Origin of the sequence: Streptomyces yunnanensis, assembly GCF_029011865.1 — a bacterium.
Lineage (GTDB): Bacteria > Actinomycetota > Actinomycetes > Streptomycetales > Streptomycetaceae > Streptomyces > Streptomyces yunnanensis.
On record NZ_CP095749.1, the window covers coordinates 2842620 to 2865765 of the forward strand.

Annotated in this window: 15 protein-coding genes and 1 pseudogene; 3 read left to right on the forward strand and 13 right to left on the reverse strand. The window is 73.7% G+C overall.

Translation table 11 applies throughout. The features are described 5' to 3' along the window. Window positions 1–52 precede the first annotated feature (52 nt). Both MOV08_RS12375 and MOV08_RS12380 read left to right on the forward strand, forming a co-directional pair. The gene (locus MOV08_RS12375; RefSeq protein WP_275307505.1) at window positions 53–1552 is read left to right on the forward strand and encodes an anthranilate synthase component I family protein; all 1500 of its coding nucleotides are present in this window, start codon (window positions 53–55) and stop codon (window positions 1550–1552) included. Then, window positions 1552–2205 (forward strand): anthranilate synthase component II, encoded by a 654-nt coding sequence (locus MOV08_RS12380; RefSeq protein WP_275307506.1) that lies wholly within the window; start codon window positions 1552–1554, stop codon window positions 2203–2205. The genes MOV08_RS12375 and MOV08_RS12380 overlap by 1 nt, the downstream gene beginning before the upstream one ends. 11 nt (window positions 2206–2216) lie before the next feature. On the opposite strand, the pseudogene pdxR reads toward MOV08_RS12380, so the two are convergent. Further along, window positions 2217–3530, reverse strand: a pseudogene (pdxR, locus tag MOV08_RS12385) (MocR-like pyridoxine biosynthesis transcription factor PdxR); the annotation flags it as partial. 122 nt (window positions 3531–3652) lie between these two features. Here pdxR and trpD point away from each other — a divergent pair. Further along, window positions 3653–4747, forward strand: coding sequence for an anthranilate phosphoribosyltransferase (trpD, locus tag MOV08_RS12390; protein WP_239010035.1), 1095 nt, complete (start codon window positions 3653–3655; stop codon window positions 4745–4747). Between the two features lie 47 nt (window positions 4748–4794). Here trpD and trpC read toward each other — a convergent pair whose 3' ends face one another. The 12 genes from trpC to MOV08_RS12450 all read right to left on the reverse strand — a co-directional run bounded on the left by trpC (window position 4795) and on the right by MOV08_RS12450 (window position 23128). Beyond that, entirely contained in the window at window positions 4795–5628 is an 834-nt protein-coding gene (gene trpC / locus MOV08_RS12395; RefSeq protein WP_275307507.1) for an indole-3-glycerol phosphate synthase TrpC, read from the reverse strand. Continuing rightward, window positions 5628–7325: a 2-isopropylmalate synthase gene (locus tag MOV08_RS12400; RefSeq protein WP_275307508.1), complete on the reverse strand. Its 1698-nt coding sequence runs from the start codon at window positions 7323–7325 to the stop codon at window positions 5628–5630. The genes trpC and MOV08_RS12400 overlap by 1 nt, the downstream gene beginning before the upstream one ends. Window positions 7326–7416: 91 nt before the next feature. Further along, on the reverse strand, window positions 7417–8298 hold the full coding sequence (gene ddaH / locus MOV08_RS12405; RefSeq protein ID WP_275307509.1) for a dimethylargininase: 882 nt from the start codon (window positions 8296–8298) through the stop codon (window positions 7417–7419). A 53-nt stretch (window positions 8299–8351) separates the two neighbouring features. Then, entirely contained in the window at window positions 8352–8897 is a 546-nt protein-coding gene (locus tag MOV08_RS12410; protein ID WP_239010036.1) for a flavin reductase family protein, read from the reverse strand. Next, window positions 8894–10150: a cation:proton antiporter gene (locus MOV08_RS12415; RefSeq protein WP_275307510.1), complete on the reverse strand. Its 1257-nt coding sequence runs from the start codon at window positions 10148–10150 to the stop codon at window positions 8894–8896. Before MOV08_RS12415 ends, MOV08_RS12410 begins: the two co-directional genes overlap by 4 nt. 32 nt (window positions 10151–10182) lie before the next feature. Beyond that, window positions 10183–11733, reverse strand: a complete 1551-nt coding sequence (locus MOV08_RS12420; protein ID WP_078875718.1) for a tryptophan halogenase family protein — start codon at window positions 11731–11733, stop codon at window positions 10183–10185. Between the two features lie 169 nt (window positions 11734–11902). Further along, a complete protein-coding gene (locus MOV08_RS12425) occupies window positions 11903–12418 on the reverse strand; it encodes a YbaK/EbsC family protein (RefSeq protein ID WP_275307511.1) in 516 nt (171 codons plus the stop codon). Next, a complete protein-coding gene (locus MOV08_RS12430; protein ID WP_039632066.1) occupies window positions 12415–13527 on the reverse strand; it encodes a branched-chain amino acid aminotransferase in 1113 nt (370 codons plus the stop codon). Before MOV08_RS12430 ends, MOV08_RS12425 begins: the two co-directional genes overlap by 4 nt. Window positions 13528–13571: 44 nt before the next feature. Next, a complete protein-coding gene (locus tag MOV08_RS12435) occupies window positions 13572–13958 on the reverse strand; it encodes a nuclear transport factor 2 family protein (RefSeq protein ID WP_275307512.1) in 387 nt (128 codons plus the stop codon). Next, on the reverse strand, window positions 13948–14964 hold the full coding sequence (locus tag MOV08_RS12440; RefSeq protein ID WP_275307513.1) for a TauD/TfdA family dioxygenase: 1017 nt from the start codon (window positions 14962–14964) through the stop codon (window positions 13948–13950). The genes MOV08_RS12435 and MOV08_RS12440 overlap by 11 nt, the downstream gene beginning before the upstream one ends. 22 nt (window positions 14965–14986) lie before the next feature. Further along, complete coding sequence (locus tag MOV08_RS12445; protein ID WP_039632070.1) at window positions 14987–15199, reverse strand: MbtH family protein; 213 nt, start codon at window positions 15197–15199, stop codon at window positions 14987–14989. A gap of 36 nt (window positions 15200–15235) precedes the next feature. After that, window positions 15236–23128 (reverse strand): non-ribosomal peptide synthetase, encoded by a 7893-nt coding sequence (locus tag MOV08_RS12450; RefSeq protein WP_275307514.1) that lies wholly within the window; start codon window positions 23126–23128, stop codon window positions 15236–15238. Window positions 23129–23146: the final 18 nt, after the last annotated feature.

Genomic DNA, 23146 nt, shown 5'->3' on the forward strand with positions numbered 1-23146 from the left:
CATCGCCCAATTGGTCTGGTCGCCGTCCTCGGCGAAATGCTTGGCTTGCGGAATGGAATGCAGAAGTGGAGCCGCCGCCCCGCCAATTGGCGTGCGGGTGTCGGTGCGGGAACTGGCGCCGCACGATCCGTTGCGGCTTTATGCGGCCCTGGAACGGGAATCGGGTCGCGGCGAGGTTTTTCTCTTCGAGAGCCTTTCGGGGCCGGAGCGGGGCCGCCGCTGGGCGGTGGTCGGGCACGGCCGGCTGGCCGAGGTGCGGGTGTTCGCCGGGCGGGTGGAGATCGAGGGCGCGGCGCCGCTGCGCGCGCACCTCGCCGCGGCGGCCCGGGCGGCGGGGATGGCCGAGGGGAGGTTCCGGCGTCCCGAGCAGGTGTGGGAGTTGTTGCGCCGGGCGCAGGCGCTGTTCGCGGTGTCGGGCGAGGGCCCCGGGGAACTGCCGGACGACTCCTACGCGTTCGGGTTCCTGGCCGCCCTGGGGTACGAGGCGGCCTGGCACATGGACGCGTTGCCGGAGCGCAGCGGTGCGGTCGGCGGGCCCGACATGACGTTCACGCTCTACCGGGAGACCGTCTGGTACGACCGGCGGGAGGGCCGGGTGCGGCTGTTGAGCGCCCGGTCCGCGGCGTTCCCTGATGCGGCGGCGGTGCCGGACGTCGCGGCGCTCCTGGCGCGCCCGGCGGAGGACCTCACCGACTGCCCCGAGGCGCCCGCGCCGCGTTCCGTGCGCGACAGCGTGGACCGGGGGACGTTCCTCGGCTGGGCGCGGCGGTGCCTGGAACACATCCAGGTCGGGGACATCTACCAGATCCAGATCGGGCACCGGGTGGACGTCGCCACGGATCTGACGCCCGTCGAGGTGTACCGGCGGCTGCGGCACCGCAACCCCTCGCCGTACATGTATCTGGCGCCGCGCGCCGGGGACACCCTGATCGGCGCCAGTCCGGAGCTGTTCTTCCGTACCGAGGGCGGCTCGATCGCGATGCGGCCGATCGCCGGCACGACGCGGCTGGTGGCCTCGGAGGAGGAGAACCAGCTGCGGGTGAAGGAGATGCTGGCCAGCACCAAGGAGCAGGCCGAGCACGTGATGCTGGTCGATCTGTGCCGCAACGACATCGGGCGGGTGTGCCGGCCGGGCTCGCTGGCGGTGGACGACCTGATGGTCGTCGAGGCGTACTCGCACGTCTTCCACATGGTCTCGACGGTCACCGGGGACCTGGAGCCGGATGCCGACGTCTGGCGGTCGCTGTGCGCGACCTTCCCGGCGGGGACGATGACCGGCGCGCCGAAGCTGCGCGCGATGGAGATCATCGACGGGCTGGAGCGGGAGCCGCGCGGGATGTACGCGGGCGCGGTCGGGCTGATCGACGTGCGGGGCTGGAGCGAGCTGGCGCTGTGCATCCGCACCGTGGTGCACGACGGGCGCACCGGCACCTACTCCACGCAGAGTTCGGCGGGCATCGTGGCCGAGTCGACGCCCGAGGCGGAGTGGCAGGAGACCCTGGCGAAGATGGGCGCCGCCTATTGGGCGCTGACCGGGAAGGAGCTGGCGTGATGCGGGTGCTGCTGGTGGATGCGTATGACAGCTTCGTGCACATCATCGCCCAGTATCTGCGGGCGTTGGGGGCCGACACCGAGGTGGTGCGGTCGCGGACCCGCGACCCGGAGGAGCTGGCGGCCGGGCGGCCGGACGCGGTGGTGCTGGGGCCCGGTCCGGGGCATCCGGCCGACTCCGGGCACGTGGAGCTGGTCCGGCGTTTCGCGGGGACGGTGCCGGTGCTGGGGGTGTGTCTGGGGCATCAGGCGATCGCGCTGGCCTTCGGCGGGCGGGTGACGGTGGCCGAGCATCTGCTGCACGGGCGCACCAGCTCCGTGCGGCACGACGGGGCCGGGGTGTTCGCCGGGTTGGGGTCGGGCACGGTGGCCACCCGCTATCACTCGCTGATCGTCTCCCGGCCGCTGCCGGACGCGCTGGTGGAGACCGCGACGTCCGAGGACGACGGCTATGTGATGGGGCTGCGCCACCGCGAACTGGCCGTGGAGGGCGTGCAGTTTCATCCCGAGAGCATCATGACGGAGGGCGGGATGCAGCTGTTCGGGAACTTCCTCGCCGGCGCCGGGACCGGGACCGGGCCCTCCTCCGCCCGGTATGCCGCCCCCAGCGCCTGCACGGCCTCCGCGATGCCGGTACCGGGCACCGTCGCGTAGCCCAACACCAGGGCGGGCGCGGCGCGTTCGGGTCGGGCGTGGTAGAGGCGGCCGCCGCGCACCAGTACCGAGCGGCGCAGCGCCCGCTCGACGAGGGCGGCCTCGTCGGTGCGGGGCGGCAGCCGCACATAGGTGTGCAGTCCGGCCGCCGCGCCCTCGATCCGGGCGCCGGGCAGATGGCGGAGCACGGACTGGACCAGGGTCTCGCGGCGGATGCGGTAGCCGGCGCGGCGGCGGCGCAGATGCCGGTCGAAGTGGCCCGAGCGCAGGAACTCGGCGAAGGCGAGCTGGGTGAAGACGTCGGAGCCCAGGTCGCGGTGGGAGCGCATCGTCTCCAGCGGGGCCAGCAGCCGGGCGGGGGCCGCCAGCCAGCCGAAGCGCAGGCCGGGGGCGAGGGATTTGCTGGCGGTGCCGCCGTAGACGACGCGTTCGGGGGCCAGCCGTTGGAGCGCGGGCGGGCGGGCGCCGCGCTCCAGCCACAGGTCGCCGTCGTAGTCGTCCTCGATCACCCAGGCGTCGACGTCCCGGGCCCAGCGGATCAGGGCCTCCCGGCGGGCGGTGGTGAGGGTGGCGCCGGTGGGGAACTGGTGGGCGGGGGTGACCAGGACGGCCCGTGCGCCGGTGCGGGCCAGCGCGTCGACGTCGATGCCCTCGGCGTCCACCGGGACCGGCACCGGCCGCTGCCCCACCTCCTGGAGGAACTGCCGCTGCCGGTGGTGGCAGGGGTCCTCCATGGCGATGCGGTCGACGCCCTGGTCGGACAGGACGGAGCACAGCAGGCCGAGCGCCTGGGCGAAGCCGGACATCACCATCACCTGGCCGGGGGTGGTGAGCACCCCGCGGGCCCGCCCGAGGTACTGGGCGAGTTCCTCGCGCAGCGCGCCGACGCCGGACAGCGGCGGATAGTCCAGGTCCTGCGGGCCGGCGCCGCCCAGGGCGCGCTGGTAGGAGGCGAGCCATTCGCGGTGCGGGAAGCCGGTCGGGCCGGCGGTGCCGGTGCGCAGGTCCCAACGGGCCGGTGGGACCAGGCCGTCGTCCAGCAGCGTGGGCCGGGTCGGCGGCGCGGGCGGCGCCGTGTGCGGGGCGACGCGGGTGCCCGAGCCGCGGACGGCCTCCAGGTAGCCCTCGGCGATCAGTCGGCCGTACGCCTCGACCACCACGCTGCGCGAGACGCCGAGGTCCTCGGCGAGTTGGCGGCTGGAGGGCAGCGGGGTGCCGGGGTGCAGCACTCCGGCGGCGATGTCGCGGCGCAGGGTGGATTCGATCTGCGCGGTGAGCGGTAATGCGGAGTTTCGGGACACGTCGATGAGGGCGTGCCAGGACATTTCTTCTTCCCCTTCTTCTCCCCGTCGGTGGGCGGAAAGTGGACCGGAATTGCTGGGGTGAATTGGTCTGTCGGCCGGTTTACCGCGGACCTCAGAATTGCCGTGAGGAAAGGGGGCCACCGGTGACCGATACGGATCGGCATGCGACGGCTCGACATGCGGCGGACCGGGAGGTGTCCTGGGCCGCGCTCCTGACGGCGCTGCTGGCGGGCGAGGACCTCACCGCCGAGGACACCGCCCGGGCGATGGACCGGGTGATGCGGGGCGGGGCGACCCCCGCGCAGCTGGCGGGGCTCGTGGTGGCGCTGCGGGCCAAGGGCGAGACCGTCGACGAGGTCGAGGGGTTCGTCCGGGCCATGTACGCGCACGCGGTGCCGCTGGCGGTGCCCGGGCCGACGCTGGACATCGTCGGCACCGGCGGCGACCGGTCGCACAGCGTCAACATCTCCACGATGTCGGCGATCGTCGCGGCGGGCGCCGGCGCGCGGGTGGTCAAGCACGGCAACCGCTCGGCGTCGTCCGCCTCCGGGTCGGCCGACGTGCTGGAGCGGCTGGGGGTGGCGCTGGACCTGCCCGCGGCGGACGTCGCGGCCCTGGCCACGGAGGTCGGCATCACCTTCGCCTTCGCGCCGATGTTCCATCCCTCGATGCGGCACGCCGCCGCCCCGCGGCGGGAGTTGGGCATCCCGACGGTCTTCAACGCGCTGGGCCCGCTGACCAATCCGGCGCGCCCCACCGCGCAGGCGGTGGGCGTCGCGGACGCCCGGCTGGCGCCTCTGCTGGCCGGGGTGCTGGCCCGGCGCGGCGCGTCCGCGCTGGTCTTCCGCGGTGATGACGGGCTCGACGAGCTGACGGTCACCACGACCTCCACGGTCTGGTCGGTGCGGGACGGGGCGGTGCGCGAGGAGGTATTCGACCCGCGGGAGGTCGGCGTCGGTCACGCCCCGCCGGAGGCGCTGCGGGGCGGGGATGCCGCGCGGAACGCCGAGGTGGTGCGGGACCTGGTGGCGGGTGCCCGGGGGCCGGTGCGCGACGCCGTGCTGCTGAACACCGCCGCCGGACTGGCGGCGCTCGCGCCGACGGACGAGCCGCTCGCGGTGCGCCTGGCGGCCGGGATGGCGCGGGGCGCGCGGGCGATCGACTCGGGGGCGGCGGCGGAGGTGCTCCAGCGGTGGGTGCGGGTCTCCGCCAAGTTGGCGGCCGGGGGCGGGCGGTAGGGCGGCGGCCCCCGGCGCCGCACCGGGGGCCGCCGCACCGTGCCGCGTCAGCGCCGTCCCGCGGCGCGCAGCGCGGCCAGCGTCCGCCGCGGGCCGTCGGCGCCGGTGACCAGGGCCTCCCCCACCAGTACGGCGTCCGCGCCGCGGGCCGCCACCGCGGCGACGTCCGCCGGGCCCCGGATCCCCGACTCGGCGATCCGGACCACGTCCTCGGGGAGCAGTGCCGCCAGCCGGCCGAAGACGGACCGGTCGATCTCCAGGGTCCGCAGGTCCCGGGCGTTGACCCCGACGACCCTCGCCCCGGCGGCCAGCGCCCGCTCGGTCTCCGCCTCGTCGTGCACCTCCACCAGGGCGGTCAGGCCCAGTTCGGCGGCGGTCGCCATCAGCGCGACCAGCTCCGGCTGCGGCAGCGCGGCCACGATCAGCAGTGCCAGGTCGGCGCCGTGCGCCCGCGCCTCCCACAGCTGGTAGTGCGTGACGATGAAGTCCTTGCGCAGCACGGGGAGTTCGACCCGGGCCCGGACCGCGTCGAGGTCGTCGAGCGAGCCGCGGAAGCGGCGCTCCTCGGTGAGCACGCTGACGGCCGCGGCGCCCCCGTCCCCGTACGCGCCGGCCAGTGCGGCGGGATCGGCGATCGGGGCCAGCGCTCCCTTGGAGGGGCTGGCCCGTTTCACCTCCGCGACGACCTGGACGCCGGTGGGCCGGCGCAGCGCCGCCACCACGTCGCGGGCCGGCGGCAGCGCGGCCACCCGGTCCCGCAACGCGGCCTCGGGCACGGCGCGTCGGCGGACGGCGAGGTCCTCGCGTACTCCCGTCACGATCCGGTCGAGCACCGTCGGCGTTGTCGGTGTTCCCGGCGTTGTCGGTGTTCTCGGTGGCATCACGGCGCCACCGGGGTGCGCGGCAGGGCGGCGCGCCGGGCCGCGGAGCGCACCGCGCGGCGCACCGCCTCGCTCTCCTCGGGGTGCCGGCCGACGGCCCAGAAGGCGCGGGCGCCCACCACCACCTCCAGGTAGGCGACGATGCCGTTGAGGCGGCCGGAGACCCGGTCGACCTGGAGGTGGCGCACCTGGCCGGTCGCGCCCAGCGCGCCGAGCAGGTCCTGTGCGGGGGCGTGCCAGCGGTCGGCGGCGGCGCCGGTCGGTTCCGCGATCGGGGGGACCGGCGGGCGCGAGGGGGCGTCCGCGGCGCGCGGCAGGGCGTAGGTCTCCTCGAAGGCCAGCCACAGCTGCGGGGCGGACGCCTCGCCCCCGGCGCGTTCGCAGCGCTGCTGCATCACCGCGGCGAAGTCGATCTGCAGGCGCCGGGGCAGTTCGAGGCCGTATTCACTGCGCAGGAGGTGGGCGATGCCGCCCTTGCCGGACTGGGTGTTGATCCGGATCAGGGCCTGGTAGTCGCGTCCGATGTCGCGCGGGTCGACGGGGAGGTAGGGCACGTCCCACACGCCGCGGTCACCGGCCTTCTGCCGGGCGAGCAGGCCCTTGCTGATGGCGTCCTGGTGGGTGCCGGCGAACGAGGTGTAGACGAAGTCGCCCGCCCAGGGGTGTCGGGCCGGTACCGGCATCTGGTTGCAGTCCTCGACGATGCGCCGGATGCGGTCGATGGCGCCGAGGTCCAGCATCGGGTCGACGCCCTGCGAGAAGAGGTTCATGGCGAGGGTGACCAGGCAGACGTTGCCGGTGCGTTCCCCGTTGCCGAAGAGGGTGCCCTCGACGCGCTGCGCGCCGGCCAGCACGGCCATCTCGGCGGCCGCGACGCCGCTGCCGCGGTCGTTGTGCGGGTGCACGGAGAGCAGGGTGCGGTCGCGGTGGGCGAGGTGCCGGCTGACGTACTCGATCCGGTCGGCGAACTCCTGGGGCGGGAAGACCTCGACGGTGGCGGGGAGGTTGATGCGCAGGGTGTGGTCGGCGCGGGGTGCCCAGAAGTCCAGTACGGCGTTGCAGATCTCCAGCGCGTAGTCGGGCTCGGTCTGGGTGTAGGACTCGGGGGCGTACTGGAGGTAGAGCTCGGTGCCGGGGAGGGAGTCCTGCAGGCGCAGGGCCTGGCGGGCGCCGTCGAGGGCGAGGGCGAGGGTGGCCTGCCGGTCGGCGCGCAGCACCAGCCGCCGCTGCGCCTCGGAGGTGGGGTTGAAGACCTGTAGGCAGGCGCGCCGGGCGCCGCGCAGGCTGCGGACCGTCCGCTCGATGAAGTCCTGGCGGATGGGGGACATCACCTGGATGACGACGTCCTCGGGGATGGCGTCGTCCTCGATGAGGTGGCGGACGAAGGCGTGGTCGTCCCCGGAGGCCGTCGGGTAGCCGACCTCGATCTCCTTGAAGCCCATGGACACCAGGAGGTCGAACATCCGGCGTTTGCGCTCGACGTCCATCGGTTCGATCAGCGCCTGGTTGCCGTCGCGCAGGTCGACGCTGCACCACAGGGGAGCTTGCCGGGCCACCCGGTCCGGCCATGTGCGGTCGGGGAGTCCGAGGGGCCGGTAGGGGTGGTACTTGCCGGTCGGCATGCGGCTGGGGCGCTGCACGCCGGTGTGCGGCAGGAGGGGTGCGGTGTGCCGTGCGTGGACGGTGCTGTCCTCCATGAGGGTCCTCCCGTAGGACAGTGCGGAAGGGCGGGGCGCCGCGCCGCGGAGCGGTTGCCGCGCGGCACCGTTCGCCGTGGGTGGCGAGCCGTCAGGCTCTTTCGTGCGGTCTTGCGGTGGTCTCCGGGCCGGCCGCCGCGCGCAGTTCGAGGGTGCAGCACTTGACGCTGCCGCCGCCCTTGAGCAGTTCGGACAGGTCGACGCCGAGGGGTTCGAAGCCGCGCGCGCGAAGCTGCGCGGCGAGCCCGGTGGCCGCTTCGGGCAACACCACGTGGCGGCCGTCGCTGACCGCGTTGAGGCCGAAGACGGCGGCGTCGGCGGGGTCGGCGAGGACCGCGTCGGGGAACAGGCGCCGCAGCACGGTGAGGCTGCCGGGCGTGAACGCCTCGGGGTTGTACATGACCTCGTCGTGGTCGAGGACGGCCAGCGCGGTGTCGAGGTGGTAGTAGCGGGGGTCGGTCAGCTCCAGGCCGATGACCGGGCGGCCGAAGAACTCCTGGGCCTCGGCGTGTCCTTCGGGGGCGCTGCGGAAGCCGCGGCCGGCCAGGATCCAGCTGCCGGTGACCAGGAAGTCGCCCTCGCCCTCGTTGATGTGCTGCGGGTCGTGCAGCGTCGGGTGGCCGGCGGCGCGGAACCAGTCCAGGTAGGCGGGGCCCTCGGCGGTGCGCTGGGCGTTGCGGAAGCGGGCGCCGAGGACCCTGCCGTCGATGACGGTGGCGCCGTTGGCGGCGTAGACCATGTCCGGCAGGCCCGGGATCGGGTCTATGAGCTCCACCTGGTGGCCGAGGTCGCCGTACAGGGCGCGCAGCCGCTCCCACTGGGCGACGGCCAGTTCGGCGTCGACGGGCTTGGCGGGGTCCATCCAGGGGTTGATGGAGTAGCTGACCTCGAAGTGGGTGGGGCGGCACATCAGGTAGCGCCGGGGCCGGGCGGTACGGGCACGGCGGTGGGCACGGGACGCGGACTCGCTCATGATGCTCCAGTTCACGTGGGTGTGGGGGGCTCGGACGGGCGGTGCGGTGGGGCTCAGGCCGGGGACGGCCAGGCGCGGTAGGACCGCAGGCCGTACAACAGGGGCTCGGTGTCGGCCAGTTCACGGATCCCGTAGACCTCGCCGAAGACCATGCGCTGGCCGCCGACGCGTACGGTCTCGGTGATCCGGCAGTCGGCGACCGCCCGGGACGCCTCGGTCAGATGGGGGCCGGCGCCGCCGGCGGGCGTGTCCCAGGCGGTGACGGCGAAGCGGTCCGGGTCGCCGGAGGCGAACAGTTCGGCGGTCTCCCGGCCCTTGGCGTGCAGCAGGTTGACCGCGAAGGTGCCGGTGTGCAGGGCGGCCGCCAGGGTGGGGCTCTGGCTCCGCATCCCGACGAGCAGCGTCGGCGGGTCGACCGTGACGCTGCACAGCGCCGAGCAGGTCATGCCCCAGGGGCGGTGGTCTTCGTCCACGGCGGTGATGATCGCGACGCCGCTGGGGAAGCCGGACATCAGTGCCCGGAACCGGTCCGGACCGGTCGCTTCGCGGGCGGTCGCGGTCGCGTCGGCAGGTGTCGTTGCGAGGTCCAAGGTACTCACCGCTCGGCTGGTAGAAGGGTGGGCTCCGCGCCCACGGGGACGGGGCGGGTGCGGCGGTCGGCGACCCACAGCAGCGGGCCGCTGAGTGCGGTGGTGACCAGCGCCATGATGATCAGCGCCAGATAGAGGCCGGAGGTGAGGATGCCCGCGCTGTAGCCGGTCTGCAGGACGACGATCTCGGTCAGGCCGCGGGTGTTCATCAGGGCGGCCAGGCGCAGCCCTTCGCGGTGCGACCGGGCGCCGGCCCGCGCGCCCAGATAGCTGCCGATCAGCTTCCCGGCGATGGCCAGCCCGGTGCCCAGCGCCACCGCCGGCCAGGAGAACACCGCGTCCGGGCCGACGGCGAGCGAGGTGCCGGTGATCGTGAAGAGGAGCGGCAGGGCCACCCGGCCGGCCCTGCCGAGGGTGTCGGCGGCCCGGGTGAACGGGCCGCGCTCGCCGTCGGCGGGCAGCGCCAGGCCCATCAGCGCCGCGCCGAAGACCTCGGTCAGGCCGAGTTGGCCGGTGGCGGTGGCCGCGCCGAAGGCCGCCGCGGCGACCAGGACCAGTACCGCCGTGGGGTGGGCGGCGGCCGCGGTCCGCACCGGGGCGGCGGCGGCCAGCCGGCGCACCGCGTAGGCGCCGAGCGCGCCGCCGGCGAGGACGGCGCCGGCCCTCCCGACGCCGCCGTCGCCGGTGGCCAGCGCCACGGACAGCGCGAGCAGCACCCAGGTGACCGCGTCGATGGTGACCGCGCTGGCCATCGCCAGCCGCCCGGTCTCGGTGTGCTGCATCCGCCGGTCCTTGAGGATGCCGGCCAGTACCGGGACGGCGGTGACGGCCAGCGAGACGATCAACAGCAGTACCAGCGCCGGGGTGTCGGCCCCGCCGCGCAACCGGGGTCCGCCGTAGCGCAGGACCCATACGGCCAGCAGTGCGCCGGCGGCCATCGGCAGCAGCGCGGAGCCGACCGTCAGCCAGGCGACCGCCCGGCCGCTGAGCCGGGACGCGCCGCCGCGGATCTCGTGCGCGGCTCCCACCAGGAACAGCGCCAGCCCGAGGTGGCCCAGCTCCGCCAGCACGTCCTTGCCCGGGGAGTGCGCACCGCCCCAGCCGAACCGCGTGACCAGCAGCACTCCCAGCAGCAGGCAGACCGAGATCTCGCCGACCACCTCGGGCTGGCCGAGGCGACGGGCCGCCCAGCGGCCCAGCAGCGCGGTGGGGACGATCGCCCCCAGAACCAGCACCGGTTGGGCGAGGGTCAGTGCGTCCACGGTCTCTCCTTCGTCCTGCTGGGGGCCGACGGTCAGTGCATCTGGGCGAGGTACTCGTACTGGCTGGGCAGCCGCTTGGCGATGTCGCGGGCCTGGTCCTTGAGCCGCTGGATCTCCTGCGCGGCGCGCGAGTCGTCCATGTAGGCGAGGACGGGCGCGGCCTTGGCCTCGAAGCCGCCGAGGCCGAGCAGCATCGCGTGGTAGGAGTAGGGCTCGAAGCCGTGGTAGTGCGGGAAGATCGTCTCTTCGGTGGGCAGCTTGGACTGCCACGCCTCCAGGCGGGCGGCCAGCCCGTCGGGGAGCTCGCGGGTCTTGGCGTCCCGCCAATAGGCGTTGTCGTTGCGGGCCGCGGTCCGGTAGTGCAGCACCAGGAATTCCCGTACGCCGTCCATGGCATTGGCCACGGTGCGGTTGTAGGAATCGCGGAGCTTCGGGTCCCACTTCGCGTCCGGGAAATGCTTGACGAGTTCCTCGATGCCCTGCTGGATGAAGAAGATGCCGGTCGATTCCAGCGGCTCGACGAATCCGCTGGAAAGGCCGATGGCCACGCAGTTGTTGACCCAGGACTGCCGGCTGCGGCCGATCCGCATGCGGATGTGATTGGCCTCGACGTCCGCGGCCTGCGGGCCGACGAATGCACGCAGGGTGCGCTCGGCCTCTTCGGGGGTGGTGTAGTCGCTGGCGTAGACGTAGCCGGTGCCGATGCGCTCGAAGAGCGGGATCGTCCAGATCCAGCCGGCCTCCTGCGCGGTGGCGGTGGTGCACGGGCGCAGCCGGGTGTGCTCGGCGTCGTGCGGGACGCGCAGCGCCACCGCGCTGTCGTTGGGCAGGGTGTTCTGGTACGAGACGAACGGTTCGCCCAGCGTCTTGTTGAGCAGCAGACCGGCGAAGCCGGTGCAGTCGATGAACAGGTCGCCGGCCAGCTCGCCGTGTTCGCGGGTCTTGAGGTGACTGATCCAGCCGCGCTCGTCGCGGACGACCTCCACCACGTCGTCCTCGATGTGCCGGGCGCCGCGCGCGGTGGCGTACCCGGTGAGGAAGTCGGCGAGCAGCGACGCGTCGAACTGGTAGGCGTAGGGGAACTGGGTGGCCTGTTCGGCGAGGGTGGAGCGCTCCAGGTCCATGGAGCCGCCGCGCTCGACGAAGTCCTGCTCGAAGAGGGTGCCGTCCAGGTAGCGCGGCGAGCGCATGGTGTCGCAGATCTCGGACATCAGGAAGACGTCCTGGTCGAAGCGGTCGCTGGGCTTCTTGTTCAGCCACCACTCGGTGAGCGGGAAGCCGTCGACGACCCGCAGCCGCTCGAAGGGGTGGTAGAAGTAGTGGCCCTTGGCGCGCCAGTTCTCGAAGCGGATGCCGAGCTTGTAGGTGGCGTTGCACTTCGGCATCCAGTCGTTCTCCGAGAGGCCGAGGTAGTCGAAGAAGTGCCGCACGGTGGAGAACGTGGCCTCGCCGACGCCGATCGTTTTGATCCGCTTGGACTCGATGACGGTGACATTGATGCTCTCACCGAGCGCGGCCCGCAAATACGAGGCCGTCATCCAGCCCGATGTACCGCCGCCGACAATAACTACGCTGGAAAGCACGAAAATTCCTCCGGAGATGGTGGTGCCGGGCGGGAAATGCGTCGAGTTGGCGCTCAGCTTTCAGCAGGCCGCGACGGAGTAACAGGCTCTTAAGCGCTGTTGAAAAGACGCATCTCAGGGCGCATTTCAGGCCACTTGGCGAAGTCGGCGCAGGGTGTCGCCGGCGCCGTCATTCGGCGATCGGGACGATCTTGGGATCGGCCAGCGCGCGGTAGTCCTCGGTGGCCAGCGCCACCGAGAGGTCCAGGCGGGCCGCGTTGAAATACAGGACGGGCTCGTCCAGCAGCGCCGGGTCGGCCAGGACGGTGAGCTCGTGGTGGAACGAGAAGGGGATGATGCTGCCGCTGGCGCAGCCGCCCAGGCGCTCGGCGAGCGCGCGGTCGGCCAGCTTGGCCCGGCGGGCGCCGCACTGGGCGGCCACCCGAGGGAGGGCCACCCGCCGGTCGCCGGGGATGACCGCGAGGACCTGCCGCGCGGCGGGCAGCGCGTCCGGCACGGTGACGATCATGCACTTCGCCGCCGCGGAGAGGGGGTGCCCGCGCAGCTCGCTGGCCCGTGCGGTGTTCCCTTCGGGCGGGTGCGGGAGCAGCCGGTAACGGGCACCGACCGCGTCCAGGAGCCCCAACAGTCGTGCGGATGCCGGGCGTTGACCCTGCCCGGCGTCCGGGGTCGGCCGCGTGGTCATGTGCCGGCCGGCTGCGGCGCCGGGGCGACGGGCCGCATCCAGGACCAGCGGTCGGGCAGTTCCCCGCGCTGGATGCCGAAGAGGGCGTCGGAGAGCCGGGTGGTGACCTCGCCGGTGGTGCCGTCGCCGATCGTCCAGGTGCCGTCGGCGGTGCCGACCTCGCCCACGGGGGTGATCCGGGCGGCGGTGCCGCAGGCGAACACCTCGGTCAGCTCGCCGCCGGCGCAGCCGCGGCGCCACTCCTCCAGGCTCATCGGCTCCTCGGCGGCGGGCACTCCCAGGGCGGGGGCGAGTCGCAGCAGCGCGTCCCGGGTCACCCCGGCCAGCAGGCTGCCGGACAGCGGCGGGGTGACCAGACGGGCGTCGCGGCCCGAGCCGTAGACGAAGAAGAGGTTCATCCCGCCCAGTTCCTCCACCCAGCGGCGCTCCACCGGGTCGAGCCAGACGACCTGGTCGAAGCCCTGTTCCTGGGCCTCGGCCTGGGGCAGCAGGCTGCCGGCGTAGTTGCCGGCGCACTTGGCGGCGCCGGTCCCGCCGGCCGCGGCCCGGGAGTAGGTCTCGGTGACCTGGACCCGTACCGGGCGCTGGGCGGGGCCGAAGTAGCCCTCGGTGACGAAGGCCATCAGCAGGAAGCGGTACTCGCGGGCCGGGCGCAGCGCGAGGGTGCGTTCGCTGGCGAACAGCAGCGGCCGCAGGTACAGGCTCATGGCGGGGTCGTCGGGTATCCACTGCTGGTCCTGGGCGACCAGGGCGTCCACCGCGGCGAGGAACAGCTCCTCGGGCGGTTCGGGCATCATCAGCCGGCGGGCGGAGGCGCGCATCCGGCGGGCGTGCGCGTCCGGCCGGAAGACGCCGACCGAGCCGGTGTGCGAGCGGAACGCCTTGAGCCCCTCGAAGACGACCTGCCCGTAGTGCAGGCCGACCGTGGCGGGGTCCAGCACCAGCGGTTCGTAGGGGCGCAGCTCCGCCTCGTGCCAGCCCCGTTCCTCGCTCCATCGGACGGAGACCAGGTGCTCGGTGAAGGCGGAGCCGAAGGCGGTCGAGGTGGTGCGTTCCGCGCGCTGCGACGGGGTCAGCGGGCGGGCGACGGGTTTGGACACGAGGTGCACTCCGGCCTCCTGTGGCGGGTCGTGCGGATCGGGCGGTCGGGGCGTCAGACCAGCGGGGCGAAGAAGTAGGTGTCCCGCTGGCGGAAGCACTGGTCGTCGTCGCGGTGCACGAAGAAGTCGGCGAATTCCAGGGAGACTTCGCTGCCGTCCTTCAGGACGCCCTCGAAGACGCCGGTGACCGCGCTGCGCTCGCCCTCGACCAGGAGCGAGGTGACCGTGTGCCGGCCGCGCGCGATGACCCGCTCGCCGGTGTAGAAGGCGCGCAGGCCCTGGTGGCCGCGCATCGGCGGATAGCCGGGGCGCCGGTAGACGGCGTCCTCGGTGAACAGCGCGATCAGGCCGGGCACGTCGGCGGCGTCCACCAGGCGGTAGTACTCCCGCACCTTGGCCGCCCGGGCCTCGTGGGCCGGGTCCGTTGTGTCAGTGCGCACCGTCGCCACCTCCCGCGCCCGCCATGGCGACCAGGGTCTGCCGCTCGCCGGTGTAGGGGCGGCGGCCGTGCGAGACCAGCAGGTTGTTGACGATCAGCAGGTCGCCGCGGACCCAGGGGAAGGCGTACAGGCACGTCTCGAACGCGTCCCGGACGGTGTCCATCTCCTCGTCGGTGATGGGCGTGCCGTCGCCGAAGTAGGCGGCGCGCGGCATGTCCTCCTCGTCGAACATCTCGGCCAGCGCCTCCCGGGCGGCCGGGGGCAGGTTGGAGGTGTGGAAGAGGTGGGCCTGGTTGAACCACGACTCGCGGCCGCTGACCGGGTCGGTGACCAGGGCGGGCCGGCGGTGCCGGGTCCGCAGGCCGTCCTCGGTCCAGGTGAACTCGATGCCGTGCTGCTTGCAGTAGCGCTCGACCTCGGCGCGGTCCTCGGTCTGGTACGACTCCTGCCAGGTCAGGCCCATGCCCTCGCGGTAGGCGCGGGTGTAGAGCACGCCCTGGTCGCGGAAGCGGGCCACCAGGTCGGCGGGCAGGTGCTCCAGCAGCGCGCGGGTGTCGGCGAGGGGGGTCTCGCCGCCGGTCTCGGCGGCGACGATCGAGGCGAAGAACAGCCAGCGCGGGTAACTGTGCGCGTACGCGCTCTCGTTGTGCTGGACGATGGTCTGGTTCGCCGGGTACTCGGTGGAGGTGTAGACGTTGCCGTCGACCTGGCTGCGGGGCGTGGAGCGCTCGGTGTAGCTGAGCAGTTCGCCGCCGATCCGGGCCGCGACGTCGTTGAGCAGCGCGGCGTTGTCGACCACGCCGCGCACCAGCACCGCGCCGTGGGTGTCGAGGGCCTCCATGAGGTGCGGGCGCTGTTCGGCGGCCCAGCGGGCGATGTCCGCGGTCGCGCCGGGGGCGTCGGCCCGGAAGCCCTCGTAGACGACGACTTTGGTGTGTGCCGTGCCCTCCAGGCGGCCGGGCCGGCCGCCGAGGAGGGTCAGGTGCTCGGGCAGTTCCTCAACCATGGTGCTTTTCCGCCTCTCTTGCTCAGGCACCCATGGCCTCGATCAGGGACTTGGGGCGCATGTCGGTCCAGTTCTCGTTGACGAATTCCAGGCATTCCTGGCGCAGTTGCGGGCCGAAGGCGACCTCCCAGCCCTGGGGGACCTCGGCGAAGCTGGGCCACAGGGAGTGCTGTCCCTCGGTGTTGCGGAGCACCAGGTAGAAGGCTTCGTCATTCTCGAAGGGGTTGGCGGACATGGCATTTTCCTTTCGTTGCGTCCGGAATTTCGGAGATTAGCCGAGGAGGGTGCGCAGTTCGCGCAGGAAATCTTCACCGAGCGCGGCGATGGTCTTTTCGTGGTGCACGGCACGGGAATAGCGCAGGGTGAGGCGGAACCGCCCGCCGTGCACCGCTCCCGCGAGGTCGAGCAGATGGGGCCGCTCGCCCCGGTCGCTCTGCTGCGCGGCGGCCGGCAGGACGGCGGCGAAGGGCCCCGCCGCCCGGTCGCCGCCGGGGGTCTGGTCGAAGCGGCCGAGGTAGTTGAAGACCACCTGCGGGGTGTTCGCCGAGGTCAGCGTGGGTGCCTTGGCGAGGTGTCGCAGCACGCCGTAGCCCCGGCCGCGGCCGGGGACGGCCCGCAGCAGGCGTGCCACCGCCTTGGCCCTGGCGCGCGGGCCGTCGCCGGCGGACCGGGGCAGATGGACCGGGTAGAGGGTGGTGAACCAGCCGACGGTGCGGGAGAGGTCCAGGTCGTCGAATATCTCGTCGCGGCCGTGGCCTTCGAGGTCGACCGTAATGCCGTCGCCGCCGGTCCATGCGGAAAGCGTTGCACCGAGGGCGGTCAGCAGAAGATCTTCGGTACGGACCCGATGGGCGCCGGGCGCGGTCCGCAGCAGCGCTTCGGTTTCCTTTTCGGTCAGTTCGACCGTGAATTCCGCCTCGGACGATACCGTATGCGCGCCGTCGGCATCCACCGGAAGGGCCGCGGAATTCCGCGCGGTCTTCTCCAGTATTCCTTCCCAGTAGGGGAGTTCGCCGTCGAGGGTGGTGGCGTGGTCGCGCAGCCGCGTCGCCCACTGGGCGAAGGACGTCGGTACGGGCGCCACCCGGATCGGCTCGCCGGTGCGCGCCTGGGCGTAGGCGGCCTCGACGTCGGACAGCAGGATGCGCAGCGAGACCGCGTCGGTGACCAGGTGGTGGGCGACCAGCAGGAGCCGGGAGGCGTGCGCCGCACCGCCGTCGAAGAGCACCGCCCTGGCCACCGGCCCCCGGGCGAGGTCCAGGGAGGACTGGACCGCCGCCACCGCGCGGTCGAGCGTCGCGGCCAGCGCGTCCGCGGCGACGCCGGAGACGTCCTCCCGGTCGAACGGCACCGGCACGGTGTCCGGCGCGGGCCGCTGGGTCCGCTCCCGGCCCTCGGGGAACCGCATCCGCAGCGCCTCGTGCCGTGCCGTCACGGCCCGGACCGCCGAGGTCAGTGCGGCGTGGTCGGCGTCCGGGGCGAGCTCCAGCAGCACGGACATGTTGTAGTGCCCCGGCGCGGTGCGGTAGGTGTCGAGGAACCAGTGCTGTATCGGGGTGAGCGGCGCGGGCCCGGTGGGCGCCGGCGCCCCGGGCCGGGCCTCGTCCGCCGTCCGGGCCGCGTCCCGCCCGGTGTCGATCAGCTCCGCCAGTGCCCGCACGGTGTTGCTGCGGAAGACGTCCTTCGAGGTGAGCGGCAGGCCGGCGCGGCGGATCCGGGCGACCAGTTGGATGCTGAGGATGGAGTCGCCGCCCAGGTCGAAGAAGCCGTCGTCCAGGCCGATGTGGTCCAGGCCGAGCAGCTCGGCGAAGACTCCGGCGAGCAGCCGCTGGGTGTCGGTGGTGGGCTCCTCGGCGGGGGCCGGGGCCGCGGCGGCGGCCTCCGGTGCGGGCAGCGCCGCGCGGTCGACCTTCCCGTTGATGGTCAGCGGCAGTTCGGGCAGCACGACCAGCGCCGAGGGGACCATGTACTCAGGCAAGCCGCGGGCCGCGAACTCCTTGAGCGCCGCGGCGTCGGGCGCCGGACCGTCGGGCCGCGGCGCCACATAGCCGACCAGCCGCAGCCCGCCGGGCCCCTCGGCCGCGACGACACAGACCTGGCCGACGCCGGGGGCCGCGGCCAACGCCGCCTCCACCTCGCCCAGTTCGATCCGGTGCGCCCGGATCTTGACCTGGTCGTCGGTGCGGCCCTGGTACTCCAGGCCGCCGCCGGCGGTCCACCGCACCAGGTCCCCGGTGCGGTACATCCGCTCCCCCACTTCCCCGAACGGATCGGCCACGAACCGCTCGGCGGTCAGCCCCGGACGTCCCAGATAGCCGCGGGCGAGCTGGGCGCCGGCGACGTACAGCTCACCGGGCACGCCGACCGGGACCGGCCGCAGCAGGGCGTCCAGGACGTGGGCGCGCATGTTCCACGACGGGCCGCCGATGAGCACCGGGCCGGACGGCACCGGGTCCTCGGGGGTCAGGCGGTGCACCACGCAGCCCACGGTCGCCTCGGTCGGCCCGTATTCGTTGACGACGGTCGCCCCCCGGTGGCCGCCGCGCCAGGCGTCGAGCGCCTCGCCCAGGAGCTGTTCGCCGCCGACGACGAGGTCGCCGTGGGCGAGCACCTCGGCGGGCAGCGACTCCAGCAGCCCGACATGGCTCGGGGTGGCCTTGAGGAACGTCGGCACCGGCCGGCCCCCGGCGCCCCACAGCGCGGGGTCGAGGTCCTCCAGGTCGCTGACGTAGACCGTGCCGCCGGCGATCAGCGGGCCGAAGAGGGTGGTGACGGTGAGGTCGAAGGAGACCGAGGAGTGCAGCACGGCGCCGCCGCGGATGCCGGGGTAGGAACCCTCGCACCAGCGCAGGTAGTTGACGAACCCCCGGTGCGGCACGACCACGCCCTTGGGGCGGCCGGTGGAGCCGGAGGTGTAGATGACGTAGGCGGCGTTGCCGGGGCGCAGCGGCGCGCGCCGGTCGCAGTCGCAGAGGTCGGTGCCCGGCTGTCCGGCCAGCGCCGCCAGGACGGCGGGGTCGTCCAGGACCAGGCACGGGGCGCCCGCTCCCGCCGGCGGGGCTGCGGGTCCGGCGGCGAGCACACAGGCCGGGCGGGCGTCGGCGAGCAGCGCGGCGATGCGTTCGGCCGGGTAGTCGGGGTCGACCGGGAGATAGGCGGCGCCGGCCTTGAGGACCGCGTACAGCGCCACCAGGAGGCCGGCCGACCGGGGCATGGCGACCGCGACGACGTCCTCGGGCCCGATGCCCAGGCTCACCAGGTGGCGGGCCAGGCGGTTGGCGCGCTCGTTGAGCGCGGCGTAGGTGAGGGCCGCGTCGGCGGAGACCACCGCGGGGGCGTCGGGGGTGCGGGCCGCCTGGTTCTCGAAGAGGTCCATGACGGTGGCGTCCGGCAGCGGGTGGCGGTCGCCGGTCCGGTCCGCGGCGACGCGTGCCCGCTCCGGGGCGGTGAGCATCGGCAGGGCGGCCATGGGCCGTTCGGCCGCGGCGGGTGCGGTCAGCGCCTCGGCGAGGGTGGCGAGGTGGCCGGTGAGACGGGCGATGGTGGGCTCGTCGAAGAGGTCGGTGCTGTATTCGACGGAGCCGCGCAGCGCGCCGTCCTCCTCCCAGTAGTTCAGGGTCAGGTCGAAGAGCGAGAAGTCGCGGGCGAGCGGCTGCTCGGACAGCCGCAGGCCGTGCAGCCGCATCGGCTCGGCGGGCGTGTTCTGGAACGCGATCAGCGCCTGGACCAGCGGCGGGCGGCTCAGATCGCGCTCGGCGACCACCGCGTCCACCACCCGCTCGAAGGGCACCTCGCCGTGCGCGAAGGCCGCGAGCACGGTCTCGCGTACGGAGTCCAGGAACTCCCCGAACGGCAGCTGCTCGTCGACGTCCTCGCGCAGCACCAGGGTGTTGACGAAGAAGCCGATCAGGTCCTCCACCTCGCCCCGGTCGCGGCCGGAGTTGAGGGTGCCCACGGCGATGTCGCGCTGTCCGGTCCAGCGGGCGAGGACCAGTTGGCTGAGCGCGGTGACGGCCATGAAGAGCGAGGCGCCGTGCTCCTGGGCGGCGCGGGCGAGCCCGGCCGTCGCGGCGGGCGACAGCGCGAATCCGCGCAGGGCGCCCGCGTAGCCGCGCACCGGCGGGCGGGGCCGGTCGGTGGGCAGCTCCAGCGGCGCCACCCCGTCCAGCTTCCCCTTCCAGAAGCCGAGTTGGCGGGTCAGCTCGGCTCCGGTCAGGTGGTCGCGCTGCCAGACGGCGTAGTCCGCGTACTGGACGGCCAGCGGGGCGAGGCCGGCGTGCCGCAGCACCTCGGCGGCGTCCCGGGAGCCGCACTCCAGCGCCGCGTCGTAGAGCGCGCCCAGCTCGCGGGCGACCACGCCCATCGACCAGCCGTCGGTGACGATGTGGTGCAGGGTGACGGCGAGGGCGTGCGCGTCGTCGGCGGCCCGGACGAGCAGCGCCCGCAGCAGGGGGCCGGTGCGCAGGTCGAACGGGACGGCGATCTCGGCGCGCAGGGTGTCCTGGAGTTCCGCCTCGCGGGCGGCGGGGTCGGTGGCGGTCAGCTCGGCGAGCGGGACGGCGACGTCGTAGGGCTCGCCGATGCGCTGTACGGCCTCGCCGTCGACGGTGTCGAAGGTGGTCCGCAGCACCTCGTGGCGGCGCACGAGGGCGGAGAGCGCGGCGGCCAGGGCCCCGGTGTCCAGGGGGCCGGTGAGCCGCAGGACGCCGCCGGCGTTGTAGGCGGCGTTGCCGGGCTCGAACTCGTCCAGGAACCACATCCGGGCCTGCGCGAAGGACAGCGGCAGCGCGCGGTCCCGGTCGGCCGGGGTGATCCGGCCGGTGCGGGCGGCGGCCCGGCCCGCGGCGACCTGTTCGGCGAAGCCGGCGATCGTCGGCCGGTCGAAGAGGGCGCGGGCGGACAGCTCGATGCCGAAGGTCTTCCGCACCCGGGAGATCACCTGGATGCTGAGGATGGAGTTGCCGCCCAGCTCGAAGAAGTTGTCCGTCACGCCGACGCCGTCGAGCCTGAGCACCTGCATCCAGATGCCGGCCAGCGTCTCCTCCAGGGTGTTGCGGGGGGCGACGCGGGCGGCGGCGGAGGCGAAGAGGGCGGGGTCGGAGGCGGGCAGGGCCTTGCGGTCGACCTTGCGGCTGCTGGTCATCGGCAGCGCGTCGAGGGCAACGACGACGGTGGGCACCATGTAGTCGGGCAGGGTGCGGGAGAGCAGTTCGCGCAGCTCGGCGGTGTCCGGGGCGGTGGCGCCCGGGTCCGGCACGACATAGCCGATCAGCTGCTTGCCGCCCGCGCGGCCCTCCCGCGCCACCACCACCGACTGCGCGACGTCCTCGTGCGCGGCCAGCGCGGCCTCGATCTCGCCCAGTTCGATGCGGAAGCCGCGCACCTTGACCTGGTCGTCGGTGCGGCCGAGGTACTCGATGACGCCGTCGGCGGTCCAGCGCACCAGGTCGCCGGTGCGGTACATGCGCGTGCCGGGCTCGCCGTAGGGGTCGGCGACGAACCGCTCGGCGGTCAGCGCCGCGCGCCCCAGGTAGCCGCGGGCCAACTGCGGGCCGGTCAGGTGCAGTTCGCCGGCGACGCCCACCGGGACCGGGCGCAGCCGGCGGTCCAGCACGCGGATGCCGGTGTTGTGGACGGGGCGGCCCACGACCGGGCGGGGGCTGTCGGCGAGTGCGCACCACAGGGTGTCGACGGTCGCCTCGGTCGGCCCGTAGAAGTTGTAGCCGACGGTGTCGGGGGCGTCCCGCAGCTGCTGCCACAGCGCCTCGCCGACCGCCTCGCCGCCGAGCATCAGCACCGCGGGCCGGTGGTCGTCGCCGGTCAGCAGCCCGGCGGCGAGGACCTGTTCGGCGTAGGTCGGGGTGAGGTCGAGCAGGTCGATGCGTTCCTTGCGGACGTATCCGACGATCGCCTCGGGGTCGCGCCGCACCTCGTCGTCGATGACGTGCAGCTGGTGGCCCGCGACCATCCACAGCAGGCCCTCCCACGAGGTGTCGAAGGAGAACACCGCGGTCAGCGCGGCCTTGAAGCGCCGTCCGCCGGCGGCCCGGGACGCGGGGCGGATGAACTCGGCCTCGTGGTTGCGGTAGAGGTTGAGCAGCCCGGCGTGGTCGGTCAGCACGCCCTTGGGGCGGCCGGTGGAGCCGGAGGTGTAGATGAGGTGCGCGGGGTGGGCCGGGCGCAGCGGGGTGCGGCGGTCGGCGTCCGTGGGGGCGGTCACCGGGCAGGCGGCCAGCAGCGCGCGGGCGGACGCGCCCGTCAGGTCCAGGGCGGGGACGGACGGCGGCACCCCGAGCCGGGCCGCGGTGTCCTCGCCGGCGACCACGACCAGCGCCGGCGCGGCGTCCGCCAGCATGAACTCCACCCGGTCGCGGGGCAGGTCGGGGTCGACGGGCACATAGGCCGCGCCCGCCTTGAGGACCGCCAGGATGCCGATGACCATGTCCTCGGTGCGGGGCAGCGCCAGGGCGACGAGGTCCTCGGGGCCGACGGAGCGGGAGAGGAGGTGGTGCGCCAGCCGGTTGGCGCGCTCCTCCAGCTCGCGGAAGGTCAGCGCGACGGCGTTGCAGACCAGGGCGGTGGCGTCGGGGGTGCGGGCGGCCTGCTCCTCGTACACCGCGGGCAGGGTGGTGGCGGGCAGCTCGCGCCGGGCACCGCTCCAGTCCACCAGCAGCCGGTGCTCCTCCTCTTCGGTGACCATCGGGACGCGGTCCATGGGGCGGCCGGGCTCGGCGGTCAGCCGCTCGGCGAGGGTCCGCAGGTGCGCGCAGAGCCGCTCGACGGTGGCCGCGTCGAAGAGGTCGGGGTTGTACTGGACGGCGCCCAGGAGGCCGCCGTCGCGCTCCCAGAAGTCGAAGTCGATGTCGAAGAGGGACTGTTCGCGGGCGAAGATGTACTCCTCCAGCGTCAGCCCGGACAGCCGCAGCGGTTCGGCGGGGGTGTTCTGGAGGGAGACCATGGCCTGGACGAGCGGCGGACGGCTCAGGTCGCGGTCGGTGACCACCGCGTCCACCACCCGCTCGAACGGCACCTCGGCGTGCGCGAACGCCTCCAGCACGGTCTCCCGCACGGAGTCCAGGAAGTCGCCGAAGGACCGGGCCTCGTCGACCTCCGCGCGCAGCACCAGGGTGTTGACGAAGAAGCCCACCAGCCCCTCCACCTCGCCGCGGTCCCGCCCGGAGACGGAGGTGCCCACGGCGATGTCGTGCTGTCCCGAGTAGCGGGCGAGGACCAGTTGGCTGAGTGCGGTGACGGCCATGAACAGGGTCGCGCCCCGGTCCCTGGCCACCTTGGCGAGCCGCTCGGTGGTCCCGGGCGACAGCGAGAAGAGGTGCTGGGCGCCGGCGGAGGTGCGCACCGCCGGGCGCGGCCGGTCGGTGGGCAGCTCCAGCGGGGCGACCCCGTCCAGCTTGCCGGTCCAGTAGGCGAGCTGGCGGTCCAGCTCCGCGCCGGAGAGCCGCTCGCGCTGCCAGACGGCGAAGTCGGCGTACTGGAGGGGCAGCGGAGCCAGGCCGGCCCGTTCCAGGACCGCCGGGACGGTGGCCTCGCCGGGCCGCAGCGCCGCGTCGTACAGGGCGCTCAGCTCCCTGCCGATGATCCCCATCGACCAGCCGTCGGTGACGATGTGGTGCAGGGTCAGGGCGAGGATGTGCTCCCGCTCCTCCAGCCGGAGCAGCAGGCCGCGCAGCAGCGGGCCGGTGCGCAGGTCGAAGGGGCGGGCCACCTCCGCGCGCAGCAGGCTCCGGACGATCGCGTCCCGGTCCTCCCGGGGTGCCCGCGGGACCTGTGCGACCGGCACCACCACCGGGAAGGGCCCGCCCACGATCTGCCTGCCCTGCCCGTCCACCGCGTCGAAGGTGGTGCGCAGCGACTCGTGGCGCGCCACCAGCGCGGAGAGGGCCAGTTCCAGCGCCGGGACGTACAGCTCGCCGGTGAGCCGCAGCGAGGTGCAGGAGTTGTACTCGGCGCTGCCGGGCTCGAACTCGTCCAGGAACCACAGGCGTTGCTGGGCGAAGGAGAGCGGGAGGTCCCGGTCCCGGCCCACCGGCACGATCCGGCCCACCCGCCCGTCCCCGGCGTCGCCGGCGAGGCGGGAGCGCATCCGGTCCCGGAGGTGCTCGGGAAGGGACTGTATCCAGCTCTCGCGGGATGCCGCGGCGTCCATGCGTGTCTCCTTACGTGC